General features: G+C 42.6%; 23 protein-coding genes. 14 read left to right on the plus strand and 9 right to left on the minus strand.

The window, feature by feature from the left end; genetic code table 11:
• Window positions 1-10: 10 nt before the first annotated feature.
• Together AC1IR0_RS02935 and AC1IR0_RS02940 are read right to left on the minus strand one after the other, a co-directional pair.
• The gene (locus tag AC1IR0_RS02935) at window positions 11-766 is read right to left on the minus strand and encodes a hypothetical protein (RefSeq protein WP_409665682.1); all 756 of its coding nucleotides are present in this window, start codon (window positions 764-766) and stop codon (window positions 11-13) included.
• 143 nt (window positions 767-909) lie between these two features.
• Window positions 910-2,139: an acetamidase/formamidase family protein gene (locus AC1IR0_RS02940; RefSeq protein WP_005103846.1), complete on the minus strand. Its 1,230-nt coding sequence runs from the start codon at window positions 2,137-2,139 to the stop codon at window positions 910-912.
• Window positions 2,140-2,508: 369 nt separating this feature from the next.
• Here AC1IR0_RS02940 and AC1IR0_RS02945 point away from each other — a divergent pair, with 369 nt between their 5' ends.
• From AC1IR0_RS02945 to pal, 7 genes are all read left to right on the plus strand, one after another.
• Window positions 2,509-3,852 carry an amidohydrolase gene (locus AC1IR0_RS02945; RefSeq protein ID WP_409665695.1) on the plus strand — a complete coding sequence of 448 codons (1,344 nt, stop codon included), beginning with the start codon at window positions 2,509-2,511 and terminating at the stop codon, window positions 3,850-3,852.
• Between the two features lie 266 nt (window positions 3,853-4,118).
• Window positions 4,119-4,526, plus strand: a complete 408-nt coding sequence (gene ybgC / locus AC1IR0_RS02950) for a tol-pal system-associated acyl-CoA thioesterase (protein WP_004645668.1) — start codon at window positions 4,119-4,121, stop codon at window positions 4,524-4,526.
• Between the two features lie 27 nt (window positions 4,527-4,553).
• On the plus strand, window positions 4,554-5,252 hold the full coding sequence (gene tolQ / locus AC1IR0_RS02955; protein WP_004645669.1) for a protein TolQ: 699 nt from the start codon (window positions 4,554-4,556) through the stop codon (window positions 5,250-5,252).
• On the plus strand, window positions 5,252-5,701 hold the full coding sequence (gene tolR, locus AC1IR0_RS02960) for a protein TolR (protein WP_004731735.1): 450 nt from the start codon (window positions 5,252-5,254) through the stop codon (window positions 5,699-5,701). Before tolQ ends, tolR begins: the two co-directional genes overlap by 1 nt.
• Window positions 5,702-5,704: 3 nt before the next feature.
• Window positions 5,705-6,994: a cell envelope integrity protein TolA gene (gene tolA, locus AC1IR0_RS02965; RefSeq protein WP_479741167.1), complete on the plus strand. Its 1,290-nt coding sequence runs from the start codon at window positions 5,705-5,707 to the stop codon at window positions 6,992-6,994.
• Between the two features lie 204 nt (window positions 6,995-7,198).
• Complete coding sequence (gene tolB, locus AC1IR0_RS02970; protein WP_409665693.1) at window positions 7,199-8,482, plus strand: Tol-Pal system beta propeller repeat protein TolB; 1,284 nt, start codon at window positions 7,199-7,201, stop codon at window positions 8,480-8,482.
• Window positions 8,483-8,536: 54 nt separating this feature from the next.
• The gene (gene pal / locus AC1IR0_RS02975; RefSeq protein WP_004279115.1) at window positions 8,537-9,109 is read left to right on the plus strand and encodes a peptidoglycan-associated lipoprotein Pal; all 573 of its coding nucleotides are present in this window, start codon (window positions 8,537-8,539) and stop codon (window positions 9,107-9,109) included.
• Window positions 9,110-9,188: 79 nt separating this feature from the next.
• Here the strand turns inward: pal and AC1IR0_RS02980 are convergent, their stop codons facing one another.
• On the minus strand, window positions 9,189-9,374 hold the full coding sequence (locus AC1IR0_RS02980) for an NF038105 family protein (RefSeq protein ID WP_004645674.1): 186 nt from the start codon (window positions 9,372-9,374) through the stop codon (window positions 9,189-9,191).
• A gap of 180 nt (window positions 9,375-9,554) precedes the next feature.
• Here AC1IR0_RS02980 and AC1IR0_RS02985 point away from each other — a divergent pair, with 180 nt between their 5' ends.
• From AC1IR0_RS02985 to AC1IR0_RS03005, 5 genes are all read left to right on the plus strand, one after another.
• Entirely contained in the window at window positions 9,555-10,529 is a 975-nt protein-coding gene (locus AC1IR0_RS02985) for a class 1 fructose-bisphosphatase (RefSeq protein WP_409665678.1), read from the plus strand.
• Between the two features lie 51 nt (window positions 10,530-10,580).
• Entirely contained in the window at window positions 10,581-11,357 is a 777-nt protein-coding gene (locus AC1IR0_RS02990; protein ID WP_004279118.1) for a TrmH family RNA methyltransferase, read from the plus strand.
• A 167-nt stretch (window positions 11,358-11,524) separates the two neighbouring features.
• A complete protein-coding gene (locus AC1IR0_RS02995) occupies window positions 11,525-12,139 on the plus strand; it encodes an RNA polymerase sigma factor (RefSeq protein WP_004645678.1) in 615 nt (204 codons plus the stop codon).
• Entirely contained in the window at window positions 12,136-12,453 is a 318-nt protein-coding gene (locus AC1IR0_RS03000) for a hypothetical protein (protein ID WP_004645680.1), read from the plus strand. Before AC1IR0_RS02995 ends, AC1IR0_RS03000 begins: the two co-directional genes overlap by 4 nt.
• Window positions 12,443-12,853 (plus strand): DUF3106 domain-containing protein, encoded by a 411-nt coding sequence (locus AC1IR0_RS03005; RefSeq protein WP_004645681.1) that lies wholly within the window; start codon window positions 12,443-12,445, stop codon window positions 12,851-12,853. The genes AC1IR0_RS03000 and AC1IR0_RS03005 overlap by 11 nt, the downstream gene beginning before the upstream one ends.
• Window positions 12,854-12,909: 56 nt before the next feature.
• Here the strand turns inward: AC1IR0_RS03005 and AC1IR0_RS03010 are convergent, their stop codons facing one another.
• From AC1IR0_RS03010 to cxpE, 4 genes are all read right to left on the minus strand, one after another.
• A complete protein-coding gene (locus tag AC1IR0_RS03010) occupies window positions 12,910-15,321 on the minus strand; it encodes a CSLREA domain-containing protein (RefSeq protein WP_005247617.1) in 2,412 nt (803 codons plus the stop codon).
• Between the two features lie 9 nt (window positions 15,322-15,330).
• Complete coding sequence (rbtA, locus tag AC1IR0_RS03015; RefSeq protein WP_005247619.1) at window positions 15,331-17,130, minus strand: rhombotarget A; 1,800 nt, start codon at window positions 17,128-17,130, stop codon at window positions 15,331-15,333.
• A gap of 120 nt (window positions 17,131-17,250) precedes the next feature.
• Complete coding sequence (hda, locus tag AC1IR0_RS03020) at window positions 17,251-17,955, minus strand: DnaA regulatory inactivator Hda (RefSeq protein ID WP_004645685.1); 705 nt, start codon at window positions 17,953-17,955, stop codon at window positions 17,251-17,253.
• Between the two features lie 14 nt (window positions 17,956-17,969).
• Window positions 17,970-19,190, minus strand: coding sequence for a chloramphenicol efflux transporter CxpE (gene cxpE / locus AC1IR0_RS03025; RefSeq protein ID WP_409665672.1), 1,221 nt, complete (start codon window positions 19,188-19,190; stop codon window positions 17,970-17,972).
• Window positions 19,191-19,325: 135 nt separating this feature from the next.
• On the opposite strand from cxpE, the gene purM reads away from it, so the two are divergent.
• Together purM and purN are read left to right on the plus strand one after the other, a co-directional pair.
• Window positions 19,326-20,396, plus strand: coding sequence for a phosphoribosylformylglycinamidine cyclo-ligase (gene purM / locus AC1IR0_RS03030; protein ID WP_005106398.1), 1,071 nt, complete (start codon window positions 19,326-19,328; stop codon window positions 20,394-20,396).
• Between the two features lie 6 nt (window positions 20,397-20,402).
• Complete coding sequence (purN, locus tag AC1IR0_RS03035) at window positions 20,403-21,032, plus strand: phosphoribosylglycinamide formyltransferase (protein WP_005103865.1); 630 nt, start codon at window positions 20,403-20,405, stop codon at window positions 21,030-21,032.
• 64 nt (window positions 21,033-21,096) lie between these two features.
• On the opposite strand, the gene AC1IR0_RS03040 is transcribed toward purN, so the two are convergent.
• Together AC1IR0_RS03040 and sppA are read right to left on the minus strand one after the other, a co-directional pair.
• Entirely contained in the window at window positions 21,097-21,900 is an 804-nt protein-coding gene (locus AC1IR0_RS03040) for an alpha/beta fold hydrolase (protein WP_364482776.1), read from the minus strand.
• Window positions 21,897-22,919, minus strand: coding sequence for a signal peptide peptidase SppA (sppA, locus tag AC1IR0_RS03045; protein ID WP_364482773.1), 1,023 nt, complete (start codon window positions 22,917-22,919; stop codon window positions 21,897-21,899). The genes AC1IR0_RS03040 and sppA overlap by 4 nt, the downstream gene beginning before the upstream one ends.
• Window positions 22,920-23,035 lie beyond the last annotated feature (116 nt).

Here is a 23,035-nt window from a genome sequence, read left to right on the forward strand (position 1 = left end):
AAAAAGCAGCTTAGGTTGCTTTTTTTATTTCAGTTTTAATCATTTTGCTGATCTGTCTATTTAGCTCATTTAGTATCAAGTAAATTGTAATATTATCTTCACCTATAATCTTTTTAAGCTCAATTCCTATATTTTGAAACTCACTGTGTTCTAGTACTTCTGTTATTGTCTTATCTTGTCTTTCAATCATTAGTTCAGACCCTGCTTCCATTAATAAAAGTTCTAAATATGGCCATAGTAATTTAAAAAATAATCTGTTCTTAATTTCTAGATTATTGGTAGCTCTACCTTTACTAAGTAAAAATAATTCTAATACATGATAATCTTGTAATACCTGACTCGAAGTATCTCTTAACTCTTGATATATTTGTCCTACATGTATAGTTCGATCCAATTTTTCCTTTTCACTAATAGCTCCGTAAAATACCCCGAAATCTCTAAGTTTTATAATAAGTTTAGCTTGTCCACTAATGAAGCTTGAAGCATATTGAATAAAGTTTTGAGTTATAAGTTGTTTATTTTTAAATGCTAACTCTTTTTCCAAATGATCTCTTTGGCTTTCTATTAAATCCCCAGTAGATTTAATTTGACTTTCTGTAGATTTTCTCACCACATAAACCGTCACTATAAAACCAAACAGACTGATTAAACCCGATACAAAAACTGAAGCTGCAACAACCCAATCTGTCGAATGTTGTAAATCTAAATATACTTTCTGATCTTTAGGCTGTTCTAAAATGACTGCTTGTTTTTCTTCTACTGCCACAATTGACCCTTCTTGTTTTAAATCGACTATTTACCCCTCGCATTCTAAACATTTTCAAATCATTACAAAAGAAAAAGCCAACTGACCATGTCTAAATCAGTTGGCAAAAGCACAACTCTATTTTTTCTAAGTTTTATTTAGACTTATTTTGTGTCTTCCTTAAACTCCTTAAAGTCCGCTTTACGAATCATCGCATGAATACCCTTGGTTCGATCGACCACTTGAGACACTTCAAAATCAGTCGCTGCACTTAAGTAGGCATAGGCAATTTCTTCAGAAATGCCATATTCATTGACTAGGAAGCGAATCGCTTCACGGGTGGATTTACGCATGGCTTCATCTAAGTCTTCATCCAGACCCGGCGTGATCCAGAATTCAGCATTTTCAGCCAGCGGCTGTTTAATCTCTGCACCTGGAATTTTATCCTTGCCAGATTTAAGCAAAGTGAATTTTAAAGTCGCCCGTGCTGATCCTTCCAAGGCAGTTAAAGCCACCTCGCCATCACCTTGTACAAAGTGACTATCACCTGTATAGAACAAAGCACCTGGCACTTGTACAGGATAATAAGCCGTTGCGCCTGCACCTAATTCATTGATGTCGATATTCCCACCATAAAATGATGGCGGTACAGAATGCACAGGCTCACTGGTATTTGGTGCAACGCCCATCGTGCCCATAAACGGATTCAGCGGGAAACGAATCGCTTTACCAGATTCAGTTTTTAAAACGCCTTCCCATACACCATCCGCATTTTTCTCAATTGGGGTAAAAATGGACACGTTGCCATAAGCATCAGGATTGGCTGGAGATGCATGCTCATGTTTCTGACGTTTCGGGAATTCGGGTAAAGTGCCTTTGCCATGACGGTTTGAAATCACGCCATAAGGTACACGCGGTTCAACTTTTAAAATCTCCACCTTTAGAATATCGCCCGGCATTGCCCCTTCTACATAGACAGGCCCGGTAATAATGTGTGGTCCATCTTTATGGAAATCATGTTTCAATTTGGAATTCGTGATCAGCTTGGCTTCATCCAATACATGCTCAGGTTTGACGCCTTTTGATGTGAAATATTTCTCTGCATTGCGGCCTTGATCTTCCAGCAGCCCTTCATGCGAAACTGTATCGAAAGTAACTGTGCTACCTGAAGGGACAGTCAAGACAGGTTTTGCATCTTTATTTGGCAGATAACCCCAAGTAATCGTATTTAAGGTACTCGGCACATAATAATGACCTTTATATTCACCACTTTTGAGTAATGTCGGTTTATTTTCCAGCTGTTTCAGTATCTTAAAGTCTTCAGCCCATAGGCTTGTCGAAATAAAACTTAAGCTTGAAGCTACTGCCAGAGATAAAGCCAAAGGTTTTAACATGTGTTCAATTTCCGTCATAAAAAATATTACGAAAGAGTGAATGCAATCTAAGTGCCAAAATAAGTTTAAGAGGTTTAAAAAATCTTCACTTCATTCAGATTATTGATATAGAGGTAATCGTTTTTATCCCTTTTTAGCCTGAAATTTTTATAATTTTCATACCTTATAAATATAAAAAATCAATTTAGATACATATTTTTACAATGTAAAAGAACAAATAAAGCTCTTTGAGAACAGATATTAACACCAACAATACCTTTAAAGTATTAAAAAATACTTAGAGGGTTTTGGTCGAAATTAGATCAGTATGCCATCCTAAAGAATCACTTTAACCATTTCAAATTCTTAAGGTTCTCCCGAAGTATGAATATGTATAAGCAGATATCCCTTTGTCTCCCTCTTCTTTTCTGTAGCCAGCTCAGCCTGGCCGACTGGATTGATGATTCTGTACAAGCTGCTGAAGCACACACCATCAAATTACGCCAGCATATCCACCAGCACCCTGAACTGGGCAACATGGAATTTAAAACCTCGGAACTCGTCCAAAAAGAATTAAAATCCTACGGCATTGAAGTACGTAAAGGCTATGCCAAAACTGGTGTAATCGGTGTATTAAAAGGTGCAAAACCCGGCCCTGTGATGGCCTTACGCGCAGATACGGATGCATTGCCAATTAAAGAAACTGCAACGGTGCCTTTCGCCAGCAAGCAAAAAGCCATTTATCAAGGTAAAGAATCTTATGTGATGCATGCCTGTGGACATGATGCACATACCGCCATGTTATTGGGTGCAGCCAAAGTGCTGGCCGCCAATAAAGATAAAATTGCGGGGACAGTGGTGTTTGTATTCCAGCCGGCCGAAGAAGGCGGTGCAGATATTGATAACTTCACTCATGGCGATCAGATTGGCTCACGTAAAATGATTGCCGACGGTGCATTAAAAAATCCAAAACCTGAAGTCATTTTCGGGATGCATGTAATGGCAGGTATGCCAAGTGGCAATATTTTCTACAAAGATGGTGCGATTTTAAACAGTGCCGATCATTTACGTATTCAGGTCAATGGTAGTCAGGTGCATGGCTCCATGCCTTGGGCAGGTAAAGACCCGATTTATGCCTCTGCCCAGATGGTCACCAATTTACAAAGCCTGATCAGCCGTAAAGCTGACTTGACTAAAGGGATGGGTGTGGTGAGTATCGGTAGCATTCAGGGCGGCACCACCGGTAACGTCATTCCAGATCAGGTCAATATGGTCGGAACTATTCGCTCCAATAGTGAAGATGTACGTCAGGGTATTTTAAAAGACTTGCCGAAAATGCTGGAACACAATGCCGCAGCCAATGACGTCAAGGTGAAAGTCGAAATTGCACCTTATGCACCAGTAACCACCAATGATAAAACCTTGACTGAATTGATGCGTCCAACCTTGGCGAACGTGCATGGTGAAGATAAATTGCATGTTTTAGACAATAATGCCAGCGCCAGTGAAGACTTTGCTTATTATGGCCAGCTCATGCCATCGCTCTTCGTGTTTGTCGGTGCCACACCAGCAGATCAGGATCCGGCAAAAGCCGCACCGAACCACAACCCGAATTTCATTGTCGATGATGCGACCTTGAAAACCGGGGTCGAAAGCCATGTCCGTTTTATTCTGGACTATCCAAAAGTGGCCGAGCAGGTTCAGGCCAACTGGAAACAGAAAAATAAAGGCTAATCTTCTATTACTAAAATGCGCGGCTCAATAGACTCGCGCATTTTAGTATCTGCTGCTGTTTTATAAATGAGCTGTTAAGCGCTCAGTACTTCATCTTAGTGACTTCTCTCCAGATTTGACACCTTGTGCCATTGGTCTCAAAACTCACAATGCTAAACTTTGAACCGCTAAATTGCTTGACTGTTGGCAGGAATCCGGCAAACTCTAATCCCTTTCCTGCATCTAAAAACAAGCAAAAATTTCGAAAATCTGCATGGAACAAAACTATGGCGAATCACTTTGAATTCAATATCCGCGTTTATATTGAAGATACTGATGCGGGTGGCATTGTCTATCACGCCAATCATATTCGCTATATGGAACGTACCCGTACCGAATGGTTACGTGCCGCTGGAGTGAGCCATTACTGGCATCAGACAGACTACAATTTTGTGGTGCATAAAATTAATGTCAAATACATGCGTCCGATCCTGATGGATGATTTAATTACTGTTACGGCACGTGTCATTTCATGTAAAGCTTCATCATTTGTATTGCAACAAAATATTTATCGTGGTGAAATCATGCTTGCATCAGGTGAGGTTGAGTTGGCATGTATCAGTGCAGAGATGCGACCACGTCGACTCCCGGATGAAATCCGCGAACTAATTCAAAAAGAATTGGAACAAGACTAAAAAAATTTATTGGCACACGTAACAACTATGGCGACTCAGTTAGAATCATCTCTTCAAGTTTCAGATCTTATTTTACAAGCAAGCCCTGTCGTACAACTGGTGATGCTTTCTCTCCTGTTAGCCTCAATATATAGCTGGTATCTGATTGCCAGGCTCTATATGAGTTATAAAAAAGCCCAGGCCGATGATGAACATTTCCAGAAAATCTTCTGGTCTGGTGCTGAGCTGAATACCCTGTATAACAATGCACAACTCAATTCCAAACGCACTGGCCTTGAAGATATTTTTTATCAGGGTCTGGGCGAGTTCCTGAAACTGAAAAAACGCCATGCGCCGACTGCCCAGTCGATTGAAGGAACTGAACGTATTCTACGTGTCGGTTTAAGCCGTGACCAAGGTCATCTGGAACAAGGTCTGGGTGCGTTGGCAAGTATTGGTTCGGTTGCACCTTATGTCGGTCTGTTCGGTACAGTCTGGGGCATCATGAACGCCTTTATTGGCCTGGCAGATGTTGATCAGGTGACACTGGCGACGGTCGCACCCGGTATTGCAGAAGCACTAATTGCAACAGCGATCGGTCTGTTTGCAGCTATTCCAGCAGTATTGGCCTTTAACCACTTCACGGCCAAAGGTGAAACGGTCTACTCTGACCGTGCACTGTTTGCCGAAGAAATGGTGGCGCTATTGCAACGTCAGTCTGTGGGCGTAACTCAGGACAAAGACTAATGGCGATTCAAGGTTCAGGACGCTTTCAGCGTATTAAAAAGCCACTAAAAAGTGACATGAATGTGGTGCCGTATATTGATGTGATGCTGGTACTGCTGGTGATCTTTATGGTCACTGCTCCGATGATTACCAGTGGTATTAAGGTCGACTTGCCTCAGGCCAACGGACTACCGATCGAATCCAAGGATGCCCCGACCATTGTCACACTGAAAGAAGATGGTTCATATTATCTAGAATATAAAAATCAGGCGACTGGCCCGGTCACACTGGAAGAATTGACGCGTACGCTTGTTGATGCCCAAACCCAGGCGCAAAATGAAAACAAGGTGCTGAATGTCGTGATTAATGGCCACAATACCCGTCCTTATGGCGATGTCATGGCCTTGATGTCCAGCCTGCAGGATGCTGGCCTTTCTCAAGTCGGTTTACTGACCAAGCCATTAGAATAAAGTATGAAAGACTATAAAAAGCCACCATTTAAGAAAAAAGCCATCGCACTTGGATTTACGCTCGGCATCCATGCAGTGGCTTTGGTGGGCTTACTTTATCTGGGCATAAGTAATCCCCCTGAACCGCCAAAACAGATCAAAACCGTTCTGATCAAGCCAGAAGACCTTAAACCGGTGACTCGCGAAGAAACCGAATTTGAGGAAACTGCACATGAAAACGTCGCAGAAGAAATTACCCAAACTGCTGAACCCAGTATAGAACCGGCTCCTGTCATTCCAACTGCTGCCCCTGCTGTACCTGTGACTCCACCTACTCCTAAAGTTGATACACAAAAAGCACAGCAGGAACTAAAAGCGGCAGAGGCAGTACAAGCCAAGGCTGCGCAGCAAGCAACTGAAGCAGCGAAACGTGCCGAAGCCGCTGAACAGGCGAAACAGGCAGCGGCCAAAGCCAAAGCGGATGCAGCGCAAAAATCCAAGGCGGAAGCCGAAGCTGCACGTCAAGCTGAACTGAATGCACAACGCAAAGCCGATGCTGCTCAAAAAGCCAAACTGGAAGCACAGAAAAAAGCTGACCTAGCTGCCAAGCAAAAAGCGGATGCTGCAACAAAAGCCAAAGCAGAGGCTGATGCCAAACGTAAGGCTGAAGCTGCTGCTAAAGCAAAGGCAGATGCGGCAGCAAAAGCCAATAATGATGCAGCGGCGAAACGTAAAGCAGATGCTGATGCGAAAGCTAAAGCCGATGCAGCGGCCAAAGCAGACGCGGCAGCCAAGGCTAAAAATGATGCAGCAGCGAAACGCAAAGCGGATGCTGATGCGAAAGCCAAAGCCGATGCGGCTGCTAAAGCTAAAGCCGACGCTGATGCCAAACGCAAGGCAGATGCAGACGCTAAGGCCAAAGCTGATGCAGATGCCAAGCGCAAAGCAGATGCCGAAGCAAAAGCCAGAGCTGATGCAGAGGCCAAAGCTTCAGCCGCGAAACAGGCTGCTGAAGAAGCTGCACAAAAAAAAGCGGAATCAAAACGGATTGCATCCACTGCGAAGCGCGATTTTGAAAACAAAATCAAACGCGCCTGGGATACACCAGTCGGATCATCAGGCCAGCGTGCCACTGCACGTGTAACCCTGAATGATAATGGCGGTGTGGTCTCGGTTATTGTGAATTCAAGTGATTCAGACATGAAAGCCAGTGTAGAAGCTGCAGTTCGTGCTGCCGCACCTTATCCAATGCCTTCCGATCCAGATGCACGCCGTGAAGCACGAAGCTTTACTTCAACCTTTACTGCGCAATAAAAACGGAGCCATCACATAAATAATGTTGTGATGGCTTTTATTTTTTAAGCTAAACTTCATTTTAAATTGATTAAATAATATTCACTTTTCACAGTGTCATAACAGTTTGGTCATAAATTCATGGTTTTATTCTATTAAATCCATGCGATGATGTAGCCCAAGCACCTATACAATAAATCCGTTGATTTGAGTAAATAACGAATGATGGAAAAGACTCACAAACATCTACTCTGCCTCGCAATCATTAGCGCTTTAAGCCCTGTATTGGCAACCCAGTCCTATGCCCAATTGCATCTGGAAATTACCAAGGCACCTGAAGCAGCACCTAAAATTGCCGTTGTACCTTTCAGCCAGGATCAGAGCATTTATCCTATTGTGGAAAATGACCTGAATCGTTCTGGCCGCTTTACCAGTGCTTCAAAAAACCTGCCTGCAACAGCAACATTGAATAATCCGAATGCAGAAGCTTGGGCATCGGCTGGTGTTCCCTATGTGGTCACTGGTTCATCCAAGGCCACAGCCGATGGTTCTTTTGAAATCCAGTATCAGCTCTATGATGTCGAAAAAAAACAATATCTATTAAATGAATTGCTGACTGTTCCAGCCTCACGCACCCGTCAGGCAGCGCATATGATCAGTGATGCCATCTATCAGGCATTGACCGGCATTCCAGGTGACTTTAGCGGACGTATTGCCTATGTGCTGCGTAATCCTGCTACGCCGGAACAGCGCTATACCTTGCAGATTGCCGATACCGATGGTGAACAGCCAAAGACCATTTTGACCTCACGTGATCCAATCCTTTCTCCAGCATGGACACCAGATGCCAAAAAAATCGCTTATGTGTCCTTTGAAACCAAACGCCCGGCGATTTATGTACAGGATCTGGCGACCGGACAACGTGAAAAACTGGCCAGCTTCCGCGGCTTGAATGGTGCGCCGAGCTTCTCTCCAGATGGCAAGAGCATGCTGTTTACTGCTTCTATGCACGGCAATCCGGAAATCTACCAGATGAATCTGGAAACGCGTCAGCTACAACGTATGACCAATGACAGTGCCATTGATACTGAAGCACGTTATTCACCAGATGGAAAATCTTTTATTTTCACTTCTGACCGTGGCGGTTCTCCACAAATTTACCGCTATGATCTTGAATCAAGTAGCAATAAACGCCTGACCTTCCGTGGTGCATTCAACGCGCGCGGCACGCTGAGCGCAGATGGTAAAAAACTTGCATTAGTTCATCGTCCAAGCGGCAGTAACTATCGAGTTGCGGTTCAGGACATGACCTCCGGTGTGAACAATATTCTGACGCCAACGACGCTGGACGAATCGCCGAGCTTCTCACCAAATGGCCAGATGGTGGTCTATGCCACCCGTGAAGGTGCACGCGGACTCTTGTCGATCATGTCGCTGGATGGCCGCTTCCGTATGAATTTACCAAGTGAAACGGGTGAAGTCCGTGAACCGGCTTGGGCGCCAAAATAAGATTTTTATATTGATAAACCCTTTACCCCATAATCAAACTTCATGGAGATGAAGATGAACAAAGTAAAATTATTTGCCTTGCCACTTTTAGCAGCAGCTGTTGTCATGACAGGTTGTGCGAGCCGTAAGCCTGCCGCTGAAGTTCAAACGGGCGGTTTAGATACGACCGGTACAACAACTGTGAATACTCAAGGTCTGAGTGAAGATGCAGCACTGAATGCACAAAACATGGCAGGTGCTTCTGCAAAAGGTGTTACTGCAGAAAATAAAGCATTCTTGGCAAAACGCGTGGTGCATTTTGACTATGACAGTACTGAACTCAGCAATGAAGATCTAAATACGCTGCAAGCCCATGCGCAATTCCTGATGGCCAATGCCAATTCACGTGTAGCACTCACCGGCCATACCGATGAACGCGGTACCCGTGAATACAACATGGCACTTGGCGAGCGTCGTGCCAAAGCAGTAGAAAGCTTCTTGGTGACGACTGGTGTTAATCCTGGTCAACTAGAAGCAGTTAGCTATGGCAAGGAAATGCCAATCAATGCGGGCCATGACGAAAATGCCTGGAAAGAAAACCGCCGTGTAGAAATTAATTATGAAGCGGTACCACCATTGTTGAAATAATTTTCATTCATGATGGTTTCATCAAATAAAAAGCACTCAATCATGAGTGCTTTTTATTTGCTTCAATGAAAGAATCGGTCTACTTGGGAAGCTGATCTTGTTCAGCCGGATGCATCGATTCGATCAGGTCATGTTTATTGAATTGTTTGTACTCTGGTTTTGCTTCATAATCCCGCCAGGCTTCTTTCATCTTGTCTTCAGAGATATCATCTAAAGTAATGCCTTCGCTTGGCGTTGGAGTCGCATCAAACTTCAATGTTGTCATATCTGTGCTCCTATTCTCAATTTTCCTTTGTCTTCAACATAGCACTTTCCGCAGGAGTTGCAAGGGCAAAATCGATACAAATAATCCAGTTTAATTTTTCTTTTAGTACGTTCTCATCTAAAATATAGCCGCATACCGTTTTGATCATTTTTTCCCGATTTAAGTTTTGGAGTTCCCCCTATGTCATACCGCACTTTATCCCAGTTTTTACAACAACAAAGCGGGAATCTCACACCTGAACTTGCACAAGTTATTGAAACGATTGCAAACACTTGCAAAGACATTGATCAATTACTGCAAAAAGGTGCTTTAGCGGATGTATTGGGAAGTGCACAGCATGAAAACGTTCAAGGCGAAGAGCAAAAGAAACTGGATGTCATTTCTAATGACTATTTAATTGATGCCTTGCAGCAACATCCAAATGTGGGTGGTTTGGCCTCAGAAGAACTAGATGAATTCACCCCTGCACAAGAAAATGGTCAATTTCTGGTATTGTTCGATCCATTAGATGGCTCAAGCAATATCGACATCAATATGTGTGTGGGTACCATTTTCTCGATTCTTCCTGCAAAAAATGCCGTGACTCAGGCAGAAGACTTTATGCAAGCCGGTGTCCATCAGGTAGCTGCAGGTTACGTGCTTTATGGTCCATCAACCATGTTGGCATTAACCGTCGGCGCAGGCGTGGTGTTCTTTACCTATGACCCTGAGACTCAAGAATTCCTACTGACTTCTGAAGCCATTCAGGTAGCTGCAGATACTAAAGAATATGCGATCAATGCGTCGAATCAACGTCATTGGGAAGCACCAGTACAGCGTTATATCGATGAATTGTTAGCAGGCAAAACCGGTCCTCGTGAAAAAGACTTCAATATGCGTTGGGTTGCTTGTATGGTGGGCGACATTCACCGTATTCTTTGCCGTAGCGGTATCTTCATGTATCCATATGACCTTAAAGATCCGGCTAAAGCTGGCCGTCTGCGTTTAATGTATGAAGCTAACCCAATGAGCATGCTCATGGAACAGGCTGACGGTGCATCAACTACAGGTCGTGTGCGTATTCTTGAGATCGAACCGACAGATCTACATCAACGTGTGCCAGTGATCATTGGTTCTAAAAACGAAGTTGATCTTGTGACCAGCTACCACAACTAATTTTTATAGCGGCAGCCGGTATTGAATCGGCTGCCGTGGATTATATCTCCCATGCCAACTTTTTTTCTTGATTCAAAAGACAATCCAAAGATTAAACACTTACGCGGTTTAATTGAACAAAATACCTATCGTAAAAAACAGGGTCAAACGGTTTTAGAAGGCACGCATCTGTCTCTCGCCTGGCTACATGAAAACCGTAAAATTGATTCTATTTTCACTACTGAACATGCACTTTCACATCCTGATTTCGAGAAAATTCTCGCAAAATACACAGGTATGGTCTTTGTTCTAAGCGAGTCTTTATACAAAGATTTAAGCACCTTAGGAACATCTTTAGCCTGTTTAGCTGTAGTGACTCTACCGACAGCAAATTATGCATTGGATTTTAAAGCAGACACTTTGATTCTGGAAAATGTACAGGATCCGGGTAATGTAGGCACCCTGCTTCGCTCTGCTGCTGCTGCCGGTATTGAACAGATTGTGTGTACCAAAGGGTCTGCCTCGCTCTGGTCTCCACGCGTATTACGTGCCGGTATGGGTGCACATTTCACATTGCAAACCTTTGAAAATATCGCGCTTGAACAAATTCTTGAGCAATTTCAAATCCCTGTCTATGTAACCAGCTCACACCGTGCTGAAAGCCTGTATTCAAAAGACTTACGTAAACCTTGCGTGTGGATTCTGGGTAATGAAGGCCAAGGCGTGTCTGATTATGCGATGCAACATGCTGAAGCCGTGAGCATTCCGCAACCCGGTGGTCAGGAATCACTGAATGTCGCAATTGCGGGTTCGATCTGTTTCTTTGAAATGGTACGTCAACGTATCTAATTAGGGATTTAGGTTACAGTGTTTTAATACGACCCTGCCCATGTATAAAATAGATTAAACTACAAAAATAATAAACTTAATTGTCAACCAAACCAGGATTCCCAACGTTATATGATTATGAACTTGGGAATAATGGTGGGTGTCCAATGACAGGATTTTCCATCTCTATGGATTTAGCACCAAAACAGTTGCAAACACACGATGTAAGTATTCTGAAGAGTACGGCTGAAGCACGTCTGAAGAATTTCATGCAGGATGTGACTGGGCGTGCCTTGGTGATGATGGAAAGTGCGACTCAAGGTCATCATGGTATTGCCATGGATCTGGTTCAGGAAGCTTTCATTTCCTTACACAAATCCTATGCAGAAAAAAGTACTGAAGAATGGTATCCCCTATTTTATACCATTCTCAACAACAAGTTACAGGACTGGCGTCGTAAAGAGTCACGGCGTGGTCAAATGTTTTCATTTTTCAAGAAAGTCAGTCTCGATGACGACGAAATTGAATTTGATGATGTCGTCGATGAATCAACACCAACGCCGCTGGACTTTCTCGATCAGGCAGTCACTGCTGAAGAAATCCAGGAAGCGATTGCAAAATTGCCTGTGCGTCAGCAGCAGGCATTTATGCTAAGAGCTTGGGAAGGATTTGATACGCATACCACCGCACAGATTATGAACTGCACAGAAGGCAGTGTAAAAACCCATTACCACCGTGCTATCCAAGGCTTACGCGCCTCTTTAGCACATTTAAATCCATATCTGGGAGGGTCATCCGAATGAATCAAGATGATTTCTTAAAACAAGTAACTTCCAAACTTGATGGACTGGCACAACAACATAAAGACAAACCTGTTGTCATGCACCATGTTCTTGAAGAAATTCAGGATTCAAAACACTCACGCTTTGCATTTCTAAAAATGTCAGGTTTTGCTTTGGCAGCTGCGATTGCAGGCGTTGTGGTATTACCGAATCTTTCGGACCATAACGAACCGCAAACTCAAATGGTGTCAGTCCCAAAACTGTCTCCGCAAATGCTTGAAGATTTAGAAATGTTAATGGTTTTAGGTGAGGACAAAGTTCCACATGGCAGCTAAAAAATTGGTGATTGCTTTTTGTGCATTCAGTTTTCTGCAAACCAGCTTTGCAGGATTTGAACGTTTTTGGCTATTTTCCAAAGATGCGAATACTCAAGTAACTGATACTTGGGATAGTCTTTCTGATTCTGAACAATTGGCACTGATTAAACGTTACCAATCTCTAAAAGAAATCCCCGAACAACAACGTGTTAGCTTACAGCAGCGTATGGACTGGTTTACTCAACTCCCTAATGCGGAAAAACAAAGAATGCGTGAGACTTGGCAAATGATGAGCAGTCAGGAACGCAAAGAACTGGGCGCACGTATGCAAAAAGCGTCTCCTGAGCAACGCCTTGCCATTCGCGAAGAATACATTCTCAAATATCAGCAAGTGACTCAGCAGCCTAACTCGCATTAAAAACTTAATATAAAAAAGCCTCCATATGGAGGCTTTTTTGATGTTTCAATCATATTTTATTTTCTTAAGCGTCGATAACCTGCAAGCCCTAATAATCCTAGTAGCCCCCACATTCCAATTGCCCCACCACCACTTGAGGACGTATTCGTATTTTTAACTGTATTACGTAACAAGATTGTCGCTTTTTCTGACATTTTTTCATCAGCATCAAAAATCGCATAATCCATGCTGTAATTTGCCTGGCTTAAATTATTTTTTACACTAAATGTCAGCTGTCCACCATAACAGGTCTGATTTTGGTAGGTATCAGGACAGGCTCCTTGTCGCTCTGCCTTCAGTGAAACTCCCGCAGGCAGCTTAACAATATGAATCGGGATCTCTTTTCCATCTTTATCTTGATAAAAAGCCGACTTTCCTGATGGTAGAGGCCCATCCCCATCATCACTATCATTTTCAAGCGGATTTACCATCACTGTAAGATTATTCTCTGGACTAAGCCGATATTCATCATCTTTTGCAATTGGTGCAATGTTGTTAAAAGCTGCTCTTAAGAGGCCAGCACTGCTTACACCTGTAGCCTGGTCTTTAAGTGTATAACTACAGAACTCCATATCAACCGAACTGGTCTGCTTACCATCAGTGCGATACATCATGATCCGGTTTAAATCAGGTTTCCACTCACATTTAAGATTTGGATCATTGGGATTTCCTTCCACAGTGGTCGAATTACCAGTACCAATTAACTTACCAACACCTAAAGTTTTTACACTGACCTCATAATTTTCTGAATTTAAGGCTTTAATTTGAATCTTATCATTGGTTAGAGTTTCTTGAGGCATAGCCAAGATAAAAGGATTAATATAGATTGCACGATATTTCTGATATTGCTTGGTATATTTAAGCAAATCCTGATAACTTTTCAATTCTTCCTTTAAACCAGGAAGCTCATTTTCTGGAGTATTTTTATCAGCAATGATTTCTTCGAGATCATCTATATTCTCCTGATAAAAGTCATTGAGTTCTACCAAACTCTTATTTTGCAAGTCCGTAATATCGGCTGCAGTCAAACGTCGGATTTCAACTGAGCCGATCTCGCAAGTATTTTTTGCACTTGGATCAAATGTTAATGTGGATCCAATCACACGATCAATACCACGCTGGTCTTGTTCAATACAGCCACTCACTCCGATATCTACCAAATCCGTTGCGGTCTGATTATCACGCGGGTAATATAGTCCTAAATAGCGATTATCAATAGCAGGCTCAATATAATTTGTTAATAAACTGCTGATTATATTGTTAGAGACATCAAGATTATTTGAAGTAGTATCTTCGTCTAATTCTGGCAATACGCAACGTGATGGCCCAGTCGTTTGAATTGCATTTCGAATTGTAGAAAATTCAACACGTTGTGCCTTGGTCGGATTCCCCTGATTTAAGGCATATTCACAAGACAGGCCTTGGTTAAAGGCTAAAACATTGAAATTAAAATATCTAAAACCGGTATTGTCATAAAATAAAGTAGATTGGGCTGTATTTTCAACAATAGTATTACTTAATGCAGTTAAACTGGAGAATTTACTGAGGGGACGATTAACTTCATTCGTCATACGCACAATATGTCCTGTGGTACTTGCAGTATTCTTCGCAATAGTAGAGTTAACAATTTCTACTGTGGCATAGCCACAAAAATCAATAATACTGTTAGTAGTGTCTGAACCGTTTTTAACAATACTACTGGAATTAATTTTCACATTGGTTTGAGTTGTTCCTAAATTTCCCTGACAGTCCATCGCCAAAACACTACCATATGAACTCGCCTGATTTTTTTGAATCAAAGAATCCTGAATGACAATATTCCTTTCCGTATTCATTGCTACACTATAAATCGCCCCACCTTCTGCAGCTGCTCGGGAATTTACTATTTCACTGGTATTAATACTTAAAGGCCCAGCTACATAAAAAGTACCGCCATTACCTTTATCCAAGGTATTTATTGCTGCATAACCATCCTTTAAGATCAGATGATGAATTTCCAGACTGGATTGGCTGGCCATACTATTAAATAATCTGGTTTTCCCCTGGCCCGAAATAGTACTTTTTAAAGCCTCCCGGGTTGGATATAACAGCGTAATCGGACTACGACTAGCATAGTTAAGCGGAGTTTTCCCATAAATTTTGAGCGCTGACTCTACGATCAGCTCTTTATCTAATTTGTACTCGCCTGCTTCAAGCTGAATCACATCTGCAGCTGAACCATCCAATCGAAGCGTACGTCCTACATTACATCCGCCATAAGATTTATCCAGTTTTGCAGTTTTAATGGCTTCTCGCAAAGAACAGGCATTATTATTCTCGCCATCTTCATCAGCAAAAGTAGTTACATATATCGTTTTATCTTCGGCTGCCATCAAACTCATGGCAGATAAAATCATGGCCGCAAGCAGTCCTTTTTTATAATTTTTCATGATTTTTCCTTAATCTTTTAATCCACGGCGTAAACCTATTAATCCGAGTAAAATCAGTAGCCCACCACCACCCCATGAGCCGCCTGAAGTTTTGACTGCTTTGTCTTCCATTTCATTTTTTGGCTCCTGAACAATTTGAGTAGTAATAGTCAAATAAGGTTTACTTTTATTAAACCGTGTCGATGAGGTCACCACTTGTAGTTCGAAAATATCTGCTCCATGCCAGGTAGAATCCGGGGTATAAACGACATTGCCATGAATATCGATGATTGTTTTACCCTTGGAAGCTGTTTTGGTTTGTACCACTTTCAAACAGCCATCTTGCCAAGGCTCCCCCGTCGGATTCTGACCAACAATGGCATTACACTGTTCTTTTGGAATTAAATCACTATCTCCCAGATAAGATTCAATTGAAAACTTGGCAATTTCACCCTTTAACAGATCTTGTCCCACCAGACTGCCTGAGATTGGTATCGTGATTTCAACAGCACCACGATCACAAAACAGATTATCCATCAAACGGTTGATCCCGCGCTGATCTGCCGCTTCACATGCTACCGTTGGATTTGCTAAACTCAATCCTGTGCCTCTATTCACAATCGGTGATTCACTCACAAGGATATAGTTCAACAAAATTCGTGGGCGCATATAACCGAGAAATTGTCCTTTAGGAACGCTATATGGACAAAGTATGGCATTATTATTTTCTTGTAGGGTCTGACAAATACCTTCACTTTTATCTGAGGATTCAGCAAAAAGTCGTGTACCATTCCAGAACTGGTTCGGCGCGACGGCATCCCCTACACCACACGAGGCTGTCAGCAGATTATTTTGCGACACAGACTTATCACCAGTGATAATTTGGCAATCCTGTGTACCATTTCTTAAAATAATACTATTCGCTACATAAGCTCTTCCATACGGTGCATGGATATTTAAAGCAGTATTTTCATTGTCAACTATGGTGAGATTATTCAATCCCATCCCGTCCAGGACATTAATAAATACACCCTTATTTTTTAGTATCGTACTACTTAATACCTCCCCACTAATACCTTGATCTTTACTGGAGTCAGCAAACTGTCCCGCGCTATAAATATTGGTCGCGGAATTATCCAGTGTCTGATTATTTTTAAGTACACTTTGATAAATGAGGAAAGCAGGTAGCTCGCTATACAGGATCCCGCCTCGTTGGGCTTTATTATTTTCGATCAGACTATTTTTAATTTGTGCACGGCTTGTTAAGTTCTGACCAAACTTGCCAGCATTATAAATTGCCCCACCCAAGTTGGCAGCAGCATTAAATAGACGGTTATATTCCAGAATTAGCTGACCTTTATTATAAATTAGGCCACCTTGTTCAGCACAACTGGTTTTACCACAGCCTTCAAGATCCAGTTCTTTCAAATTTAACTGAACCAATGTATCTGTACTGTTGATCCTGAAAAGGTTATCAGTACCTTTCATTTGAATATGAGCATTATGCAAGCCTAATGCTTTTTCATCCGTACTGAATTCGCCATCACTTTCTGCGACCGCACGGATGGTAAGAGATTTTTTAATCGCGATATGCTGGTTCAACACATAGGTATTTTTTTCTTTTAAAATAATGGTACTGGATGAGTTCTCCCCACCACACCCCATAAAACCTGATTTAGCTAAACCACGGTTAACATACTCAACAGCTTCTCGAAGTGAACATTCCTTGTCATCTTTTTCAATATCTTCTGTAGTGGTTACAATAATATCTGCACTATACGACTGCCCCGCTATACATAGCAAAGCTATGCCTATGCTCTTCTTGAGCATAACCTTCTCCTTAATTTTTATTTCTTTCTTTTTCTTCTAAAGTTGCAGAATCCTTGCAACAGCGAATTATTTTGCCTTACTGTGTCATAGACTGAGTAATTACTCAAGAATTTTTATATTTTACCGATATTCGTCAATCAAGGCATATATCTGCCGCAGATTAGCATTGCTGACTTTCAATTTTTCCCCTTTAAGCAATTGAATAATCTGCTCTAATCTTTGAAGCAGCACTGAAGTTTGATGTGGCCCATGGCTTAGTAAATAGTCAAAGATTTGAGGGTCTAAATGGATCCCACGACGATCGAGTACCGAGGAAACCAGCGCATAGCGATCAGCATACAAACTGCCACTCGGAACACGGGTACTGACCGCCTGCGTGAGACGGGATTGTAAATCTGGCAATTCGAGTTTGAGTTCGATAGGTGCAAAACGTGACGAAAACACCAACTGCCCACCACCTTCATTATTATAATTAATCAAGTGAAATACTGCGCGTTGCCAATGGGGTACGCCACTAATCGCTTCGATATCATCAAGTGCTACCAGATCAAAACGATCTAGAGAAGTAATCGCCTCAGTCGGTGCATCTAAAAGCTCAAGCAAAGATACCTGAATTGCAGATTTACCTACTTCCAGATAAGAGTCACAGATGGCAGACAACAAATGACTTTTACCTGTACCGGCTCCCCCATAGACATAAAATTGGTTGATCAGGCCTGCATGTAATTGACGGACAGCATCAATGACATGCCCCCAACCCGGCCCTGAAAAATCACTGATTCGGGCATCGAGCTGAGGTTCTATATCTAACTGCAATTGACGCATACGATTTTGTGGCCTTATGAGTCTTTACGATGTGGATCGTGAATTTTACTTGAGTTCTCCTCTGCTTGCAGCGGTTTTTTCTGTGGCTTTTTCATTTCAATATCAACATCTAAGTCTGCTGTTTCAATATTGATAGAACCGGTAGAGGCATCTTGTATGATAACAGCCCGATCACCATAAAATGGCGTATGTTCATAATACTCACGGATATGCCGCAGCAGTACCACAATCACGGCTGCCACCGGTAAGGCAATCAGCATGCCCAAGAAACCGGCCAGTTGTGCACCTGCCAGAACTGCAAACACTACAGCTACAGGAGAAAGACCGATTTTATCACCTAGCAAGAACGGTTGCAGAATATAGCCTTCGACGGCCTGCCCGACCATAAAGACAATCCCGACCAATACCAGTTGCCACCAGTCGATTCCAAATTGGAAAAAGGTTGCAATGACTGCGGCAATAATTCCAACCGCAAAACCAAGATACGGAATGATACTGCACAATCCGGCAATCATCCCAATGATCAAGCCAATCTCTAGGCCAATCAGTTGCAGTCCCACTGCATAGACTACGCCCAGCAGAACCATGACCAGGAACTGACCTTTGACAAAGGCACCTAACACACTATGACATTCACTCACAATAGTTAAGGTTGTTTTTTCATAAGGACGGGGAATCAGGCGGCGTAAGCTGTCCAGCATACGACCCCAATCCAGCAAGAAATAAAAGGCAATAATCGGAATCAGGACAATCGTGCCACCAATCTGGATAAAGTTCAGACCAGATTGTGCCAGTTTCAGCAGCATTGCCTGAATACTGTCAGCACTATAATTGGTCTGGACATAGTCCATTACTACTGAGGAAATCTGGTCAGTATCGATCTCCATCGGAACCAGATTAAAGCTATCGGAAAGCCAAGGTAGGAACGTGTAATTGATCCAGTGAATCCCGGCCGGAATGCTATCACGCGCATACATCAGCTGCTGCCAGACTAGTGGCACCAGATACCACATCACCAATGTAACCACGATCCCAATCCCGATAAATACGATACTGATCGAGAGCCATCGAGCCAGCCCAATGCGGTGCAAAACATCGACCAGTGGGCTAAATAAATAAGCAATTAGAAAAGCTGCAACAAAAGGAACCACAACTGGTTTAAGCAGATATAAAACCCAAAGTATCAATGCTATACCAGCAAGTATAAGAATGCGCCGTAAAGTACGATCGACCATAGAATCTTGCCTTTTCTCTATTAATCATTCTAAAAATTAAAATATTTTAATAAAGATAGCATTTTAGGCCACAAATACCATAAGAGTTTTACATATTCAGGTTATAATCGCACCCGCGAATGCGGAGACTTCATTATGAGCAACTCAACTTCTACCCCAAACACTGGTTTAAGCTACAAAGATGCAGGTGTCGACATTGAGGCGGGCGACGCGTTAGTCGATCGTATCAAATCTGTCGCTAAGCGTACCTCACGTCCCGAAGTTATGGGCGGTCTAGGTGGCTTTGGTGCACTTTGTAAAATTCCTAAAGGTTATGAAGAACCTGTTCTCGTATCTGGCACAGATGGTGTTGGTACAAAATTACGTCTGGCACTGAATTTGAACCGTCATGACACAATTGGTCAAGACCTGGTTGCAATGTGCGTGAATGACCTTCTTGTCTGTGGTGCTGAACCACTGTTCTTCCTTGATTATTATGCAACTGGTCACTTAAATGTTGATGTTGCTGCAAATGTAGTCACTGGTATTGGCGCTGGTTGTGAACTTGCTGGCTGTGCATTAGTTGGCGGTGAAACTGCTGAAATGCCAGGCATGTATGAAGGCGAAGATTACGATCTTGCAGGTTTCTGTGTCGGTGTTGTTGAGCAAAGTAAAATTATTGATGGCTCTAAAGTCAAAGCGGGTGACGTTTTAATTGGTGTAGCTTCTTCAGGTGCGCACTCAAACGGCTACTCACTGCTTCGTAAAATCCTGGACGTGAAAAACGTTGACCTGAATCAAATCGTCGATGGCCGCCCACTTGCAGATGTTGCAATGGAACCAACACGCATTTATGTAAAACCAATTCTTGAACTGTTAAAACACGTTGATGTCCATGCGATGGCACACATCACCGGTGGTGGTTTACCAGGTAACTTACCTCGCGTACTTCCAAACGGTGCTCAAGCGTTGGTAAATGAATCTTCTTGGGAATGGCCTGAGCTATTCAAACTTCTACAACGTGAAGGCGGCGTAGAACAATTTGAAATGTATCGTACTTTCAACTGTGGCGTCGGCATGGTGCTGGTTGTTGATGCAGCTGATGCAGACAAAACTGTTGAATTACTCAACCAGCTTGGCGAAAAAGCATGGGCAATGGGTCAGATTCAAGACAATGCTGAATCGGTTGCAGGTGCAGACGAAAAAATTCGTGTGATCTTTGCGTAATTTCGCATGATTAAAATTGCTGTACTTGTTTCAGGTAGTGGATCAAATCTGCAAGCCTTGATTGATGCCAATCTTTCAGGGCAAATTGTGGGCGTAATTTCCAATAAACCTGAAGCCTTTGCTTTAACGCGTGCACAACAGGCAGACATTCAGACTGCAGTTATTGAACACAAGCAATATCCGAATCGTGAAGCTTTTGATGATGTCATGCATCAACAGCTTTCGGACTGGGATGTAGATCTGGTGGTACTTGCCGGCTTTATGCGAATTTTAAGTGAAAAGTTTGTGAAAGCCTGGGAAGGGAAAATGTTGAACATTCATCCTTCCCTATTGCCTCATTATAAAGGCATGCATACGCATCAGCGTGTACTCAATACCGGTGATGTTCTGCATGGCTGTACAGTGCATTATGTTACGGCTGAGCTGGATGCAGGGCAAGCGCTTGCTCAAGGTGTTCTCAAGGTTTCTCACCACGATACGGTAGAAAGCTTGGCAACACGTGTGCATACCCTCGAACATGTGATCTATCCACAAGTTGTAGAATGGATTTGTAGCGGTACGATTCAACATACTGAAGACGGTGTGCTGTATCGAAATGAGAAAATGCAAGCGCCTGTTCAATTCTGCAAGTTCTAAAAAAATTTAGATATAAAAAAACGCATCCTCGGATGCGTTTTTTATTTTCAAAATATTTAACAACTTAGGTAGACTGCTGGTGAATCAATTGCCTTACCAAGCCAGCTACTTGATCGGGTTGTTCCAATGGGAACATATGCCCGCCATCCACTACGGTAAAAGGAATACCAAACTTCTTTTGCACTTGTTGCGGGAACTTACGGGCCAGAAATGGGCCTTTCTCGGCAACGACCAGATGCACAGGAATTTTTAGTTTTGCCTGAGGCAACCACCACAGTGACGGATTGGTTCTAAAGACTGCGACCTCATCCCTTTTAGGGATAGTGAGTTCTACTCCACCCCGGATGGGATCCTCCTGCAAGGCATAATCAATATAAGCCTGAAAACAATCTGCATCAAAATCCTGATAAAAACCTTTAGGGCGCAGCAATTCAGCGGCTTGTTCCCGTGAATCCCAATGATCTCGACGGCGTTTCGACAAACCTGCCGGAGACATTTTATCCAATGCTTTTAAACGAAAAGTTTTCGCAATATGCAAGGCAAAGGCTTCTTTGCCCATAATAATTGGCGGGTCCAGCATGATCATTTGTGAAAACAGTTCCGGGCGCTGTAAAGCGGCCTGAAACGTTAATACAGAGCCCAACGAATGTCCCAAACCAATCACGGGTCGGCCTTGAGATTGGCGTACAATACTGTCGATCACTTGCCGGGTCAGGCTTTTCCAATGGTTATCAACCGGATAACGCTTATCCGGCCCTAAAAGCGGCACATAGATAATATCGTAATCATCTTGCAATTCATCAAACAGCTTTTGATAGACTTTAGATGGCACGCCATTGGCGTGCGCGAAATGAATCAGTGGTTTCATTGCAGTGTCGCGCTATTTTCTGACTGAAGCTTCTGTGCAACTGAAGAAGCAATTCCATCCCCAATCGATGAACCCATACGACCCAAGACTGATTCAAATGGACTATATTCAATGGTGTAATTCAACGCTTTTTCAGTTTTCAGTTCGCGTTTCAAGGTATTTAAGCTACCGATACGATCCGCAATACCTAATTTCACCGCCTGATCACCGGTCCAGAACAAGCCAGAGAAAATAGCAGGATCATTGGATTTCAATTTATTGCCACGTCCTTGTTTAACTGCATTAATAAAGTGACCATGCACATTATCCAGCACACCCTGTACGTGGGCTTTTTGCGCAGGATCAACCGGCTGAGTCATAGACAGCAAAGCTTTATTTTCACCTGAAGTCATGGTGCGATCTTCAACACCTAATTTTTGCAATAGATTAGTCACACCATAATTCGGCATGATCACCCCAATTGAACCGACCAAGCTCGATGGATTGACAATAATTTCATCCGCAGCTGAAGCAATATAATAAGCACCTGAAGCACCAGTATCGCCAATCACGGCATACAATTTTTTCCCAGAATGCTGTTTTTTCAGATACTGAATTTCTTGCCAGATTTCATCGGACTGTACCGGTGAACCGCCAGGTGAGTTGATATTCAGCACCACTGCTTTACTTTGTTTATTTTCAAAGGCTTTTTTCAATGATTTGATGGTATTGCTACTGTTGACGCTCTGCTTGTCGGCTGCAATCGTACCCACAATATCCACGACTGCGATATGCGAACCCGCAGCAGCGCTAGCATCTGAAGAAACTGAACTACAGCTTTTGCCTAACGCCAAAATGACAACAAGCAAATAAGCAAAAGTCAGAAATTTAAAGAAAATTCCCCAACGGCGTGCACGGCGCTGTTCTTCAACCGAAGCTAAAACTGCTTTTTCCAGCAGTTTCCATTCCGGACCAGTCGGTTGAACTGGCTGTTGCGTATTTTGTATTTGATTTTCAGGTTTTGGTGGCCAATCGGACATAAATAATCCAATAAATTGATTTATATTGAATCCATTATATACACTGAATCGGGTAATTCTGTCTAAACAAAACGTTTTCGCCTATAATAAATTTTGTTCTCTTTTTTTGTACTTAG

The sequence above is a fragment of the Acinetobacter sp. 129952 genome, assembly GCF_056642055.1.

Excerpts from the sequence above, each read along its gene's own strand:
- AC1IR0_RS02940 (WP_005103846.1), bottom strand. The coding sequence starts at position 2,139 with ATGTTAAAACCTTTGGCTTTATCTCTGGCAGTAGCTTCAAGCTTAAGT.
- AC1IR0_RS02945 (WP_409665695.1), top strand. The coding sequence starts at position 2,509 with ATGTATAAGCAGATATCCCTTTGTCTCCCTCTTCTTTTCTGTAGCCAG.
- ybgC (WP_004645668.1), top strand. The coding sequence starts at position 4,119 with ATGGCGAATCACTTTGAATTCAATATCCGCGTTTATATTGAAGATACT.
- tolQ (WP_004645669.1), top strand. The coding sequence starts at position 4,554 with ATGGCGACTCAGTTAGAATCATCTCTTCAAGTTTCAGATCTTATTTTA.
- tolR (WP_004731735.1), top strand. The coding sequence starts at position 5,252 with ATGGCGATTCAAGGTTCAGGACGCTTTCAGCGTATTAAAAAGCCACTA.
- tolA (WP_479741167.1), top strand. The coding sequence starts at position 5,705 with ATGAAAGACTATAAAAAGCCACCATTTAAGAAAAAAGCCATCGCACTT.
- tolB (WP_409665693.1), top strand. The coding sequence starts at position 7,199 with ATGGAAAAGACTCACAAACATCTACTCTGCCTCGCAATCATTAGCGCT.
- pal (WP_004279115.1), top strand. The coding sequence starts at position 8,537 with ATGAACAAAGTAAAATTATTTGCCTTGCCACTTTTAGCAGCAGCTGTT.
- AC1IR0_RS02980 (WP_004645674.1), bottom strand. The coding sequence starts at position 9,374 with ATGACAACATTGAAGTTTGATGCGACTCCAACGCCAAGCGAAGGCATT.
- AC1IR0_RS02985 (WP_409665678.1), top strand. The coding sequence starts at position 9,555 with ATGTCATACCGCACTTTATCCCAGTTTTTACAACAACAAAGCGGGAAT.
- AC1IR0_RS02990 (WP_004279118.1), top strand. The coding sequence starts at position 10,581 with ATGCCAACTTTTTTTCTTGATTCAAAAGACAATCCAAAGATTAAACAC.
- AC1IR0_RS02995 (WP_004645678.1), top strand. The coding sequence starts at position 11,525 with ATGGATTTAGCACCAAAACAGTTGCAAACACACGATGTAAGTATTCTG.
- AC1IR0_RS03000 (WP_004645680.1), top strand. The coding sequence starts at position 12,136 with ATGAATCAAGATGATTTCTTAAAACAAGTAACTTCCAAACTTGATGGA.
- AC1IR0_RS03005 (WP_004645681.1), top strand. The coding sequence starts at position 12,443 with ATGGCAGCTAAAAAATTGGTGATTGCTTTTTGTGCATTCAGTTTTCTG.
- AC1IR0_RS03010 (WP_005247617.1), bottom strand. The coding sequence starts at position 15,321 with ATGAAAAATTATAAAAAAGGACTGCTTGCGGCCATGATTTTATCTGCC.
- rbtA (WP_005247619.1), bottom strand. The coding sequence starts at position 17,130 with ATGCTCAAGAAGAGCATAGGCATAGCTTTGCTATGTATAGCGGGGCAG.
- hda (WP_004645685.1), bottom strand. The coding sequence starts at position 17,955 with ATGCGTCAATTGCAGTTAGATATAGAACCTCAGCTCGATGCCCGAATC.
- cxpE (WP_409665672.1), bottom strand. The coding sequence starts at position 19,190 with ATGGTCGATCGTACTTTACGGCGCATTCTTATACTTGCTGGTATAGCA.
- purM (WP_005106398.1), top strand. The coding sequence starts at position 19,326 with ATGAGCAACTCAACTTCTACCCCAAACACTGGTTTAAGCTACAAAGAT.
- purN (WP_005103865.1), top strand. The coding sequence starts at position 20,403 with ATGATTAAAATTGCTGTACTTGTTTCAGGTAGTGGATCAAATCTGCAA.
- AC1IR0_RS03040 (WP_364482776.1), bottom strand. The coding sequence starts at position 21,900 with ATGAAACCACTGATTCATTTCGCGCACGCCAATGGCGTGCCATCTAAA.
- sppA (WP_364482773.1), bottom strand. The coding sequence starts at position 22,919 with ATGTCCGATTGGCCACCAAAACCTGAAAATCAAATACAAAATACGCAA.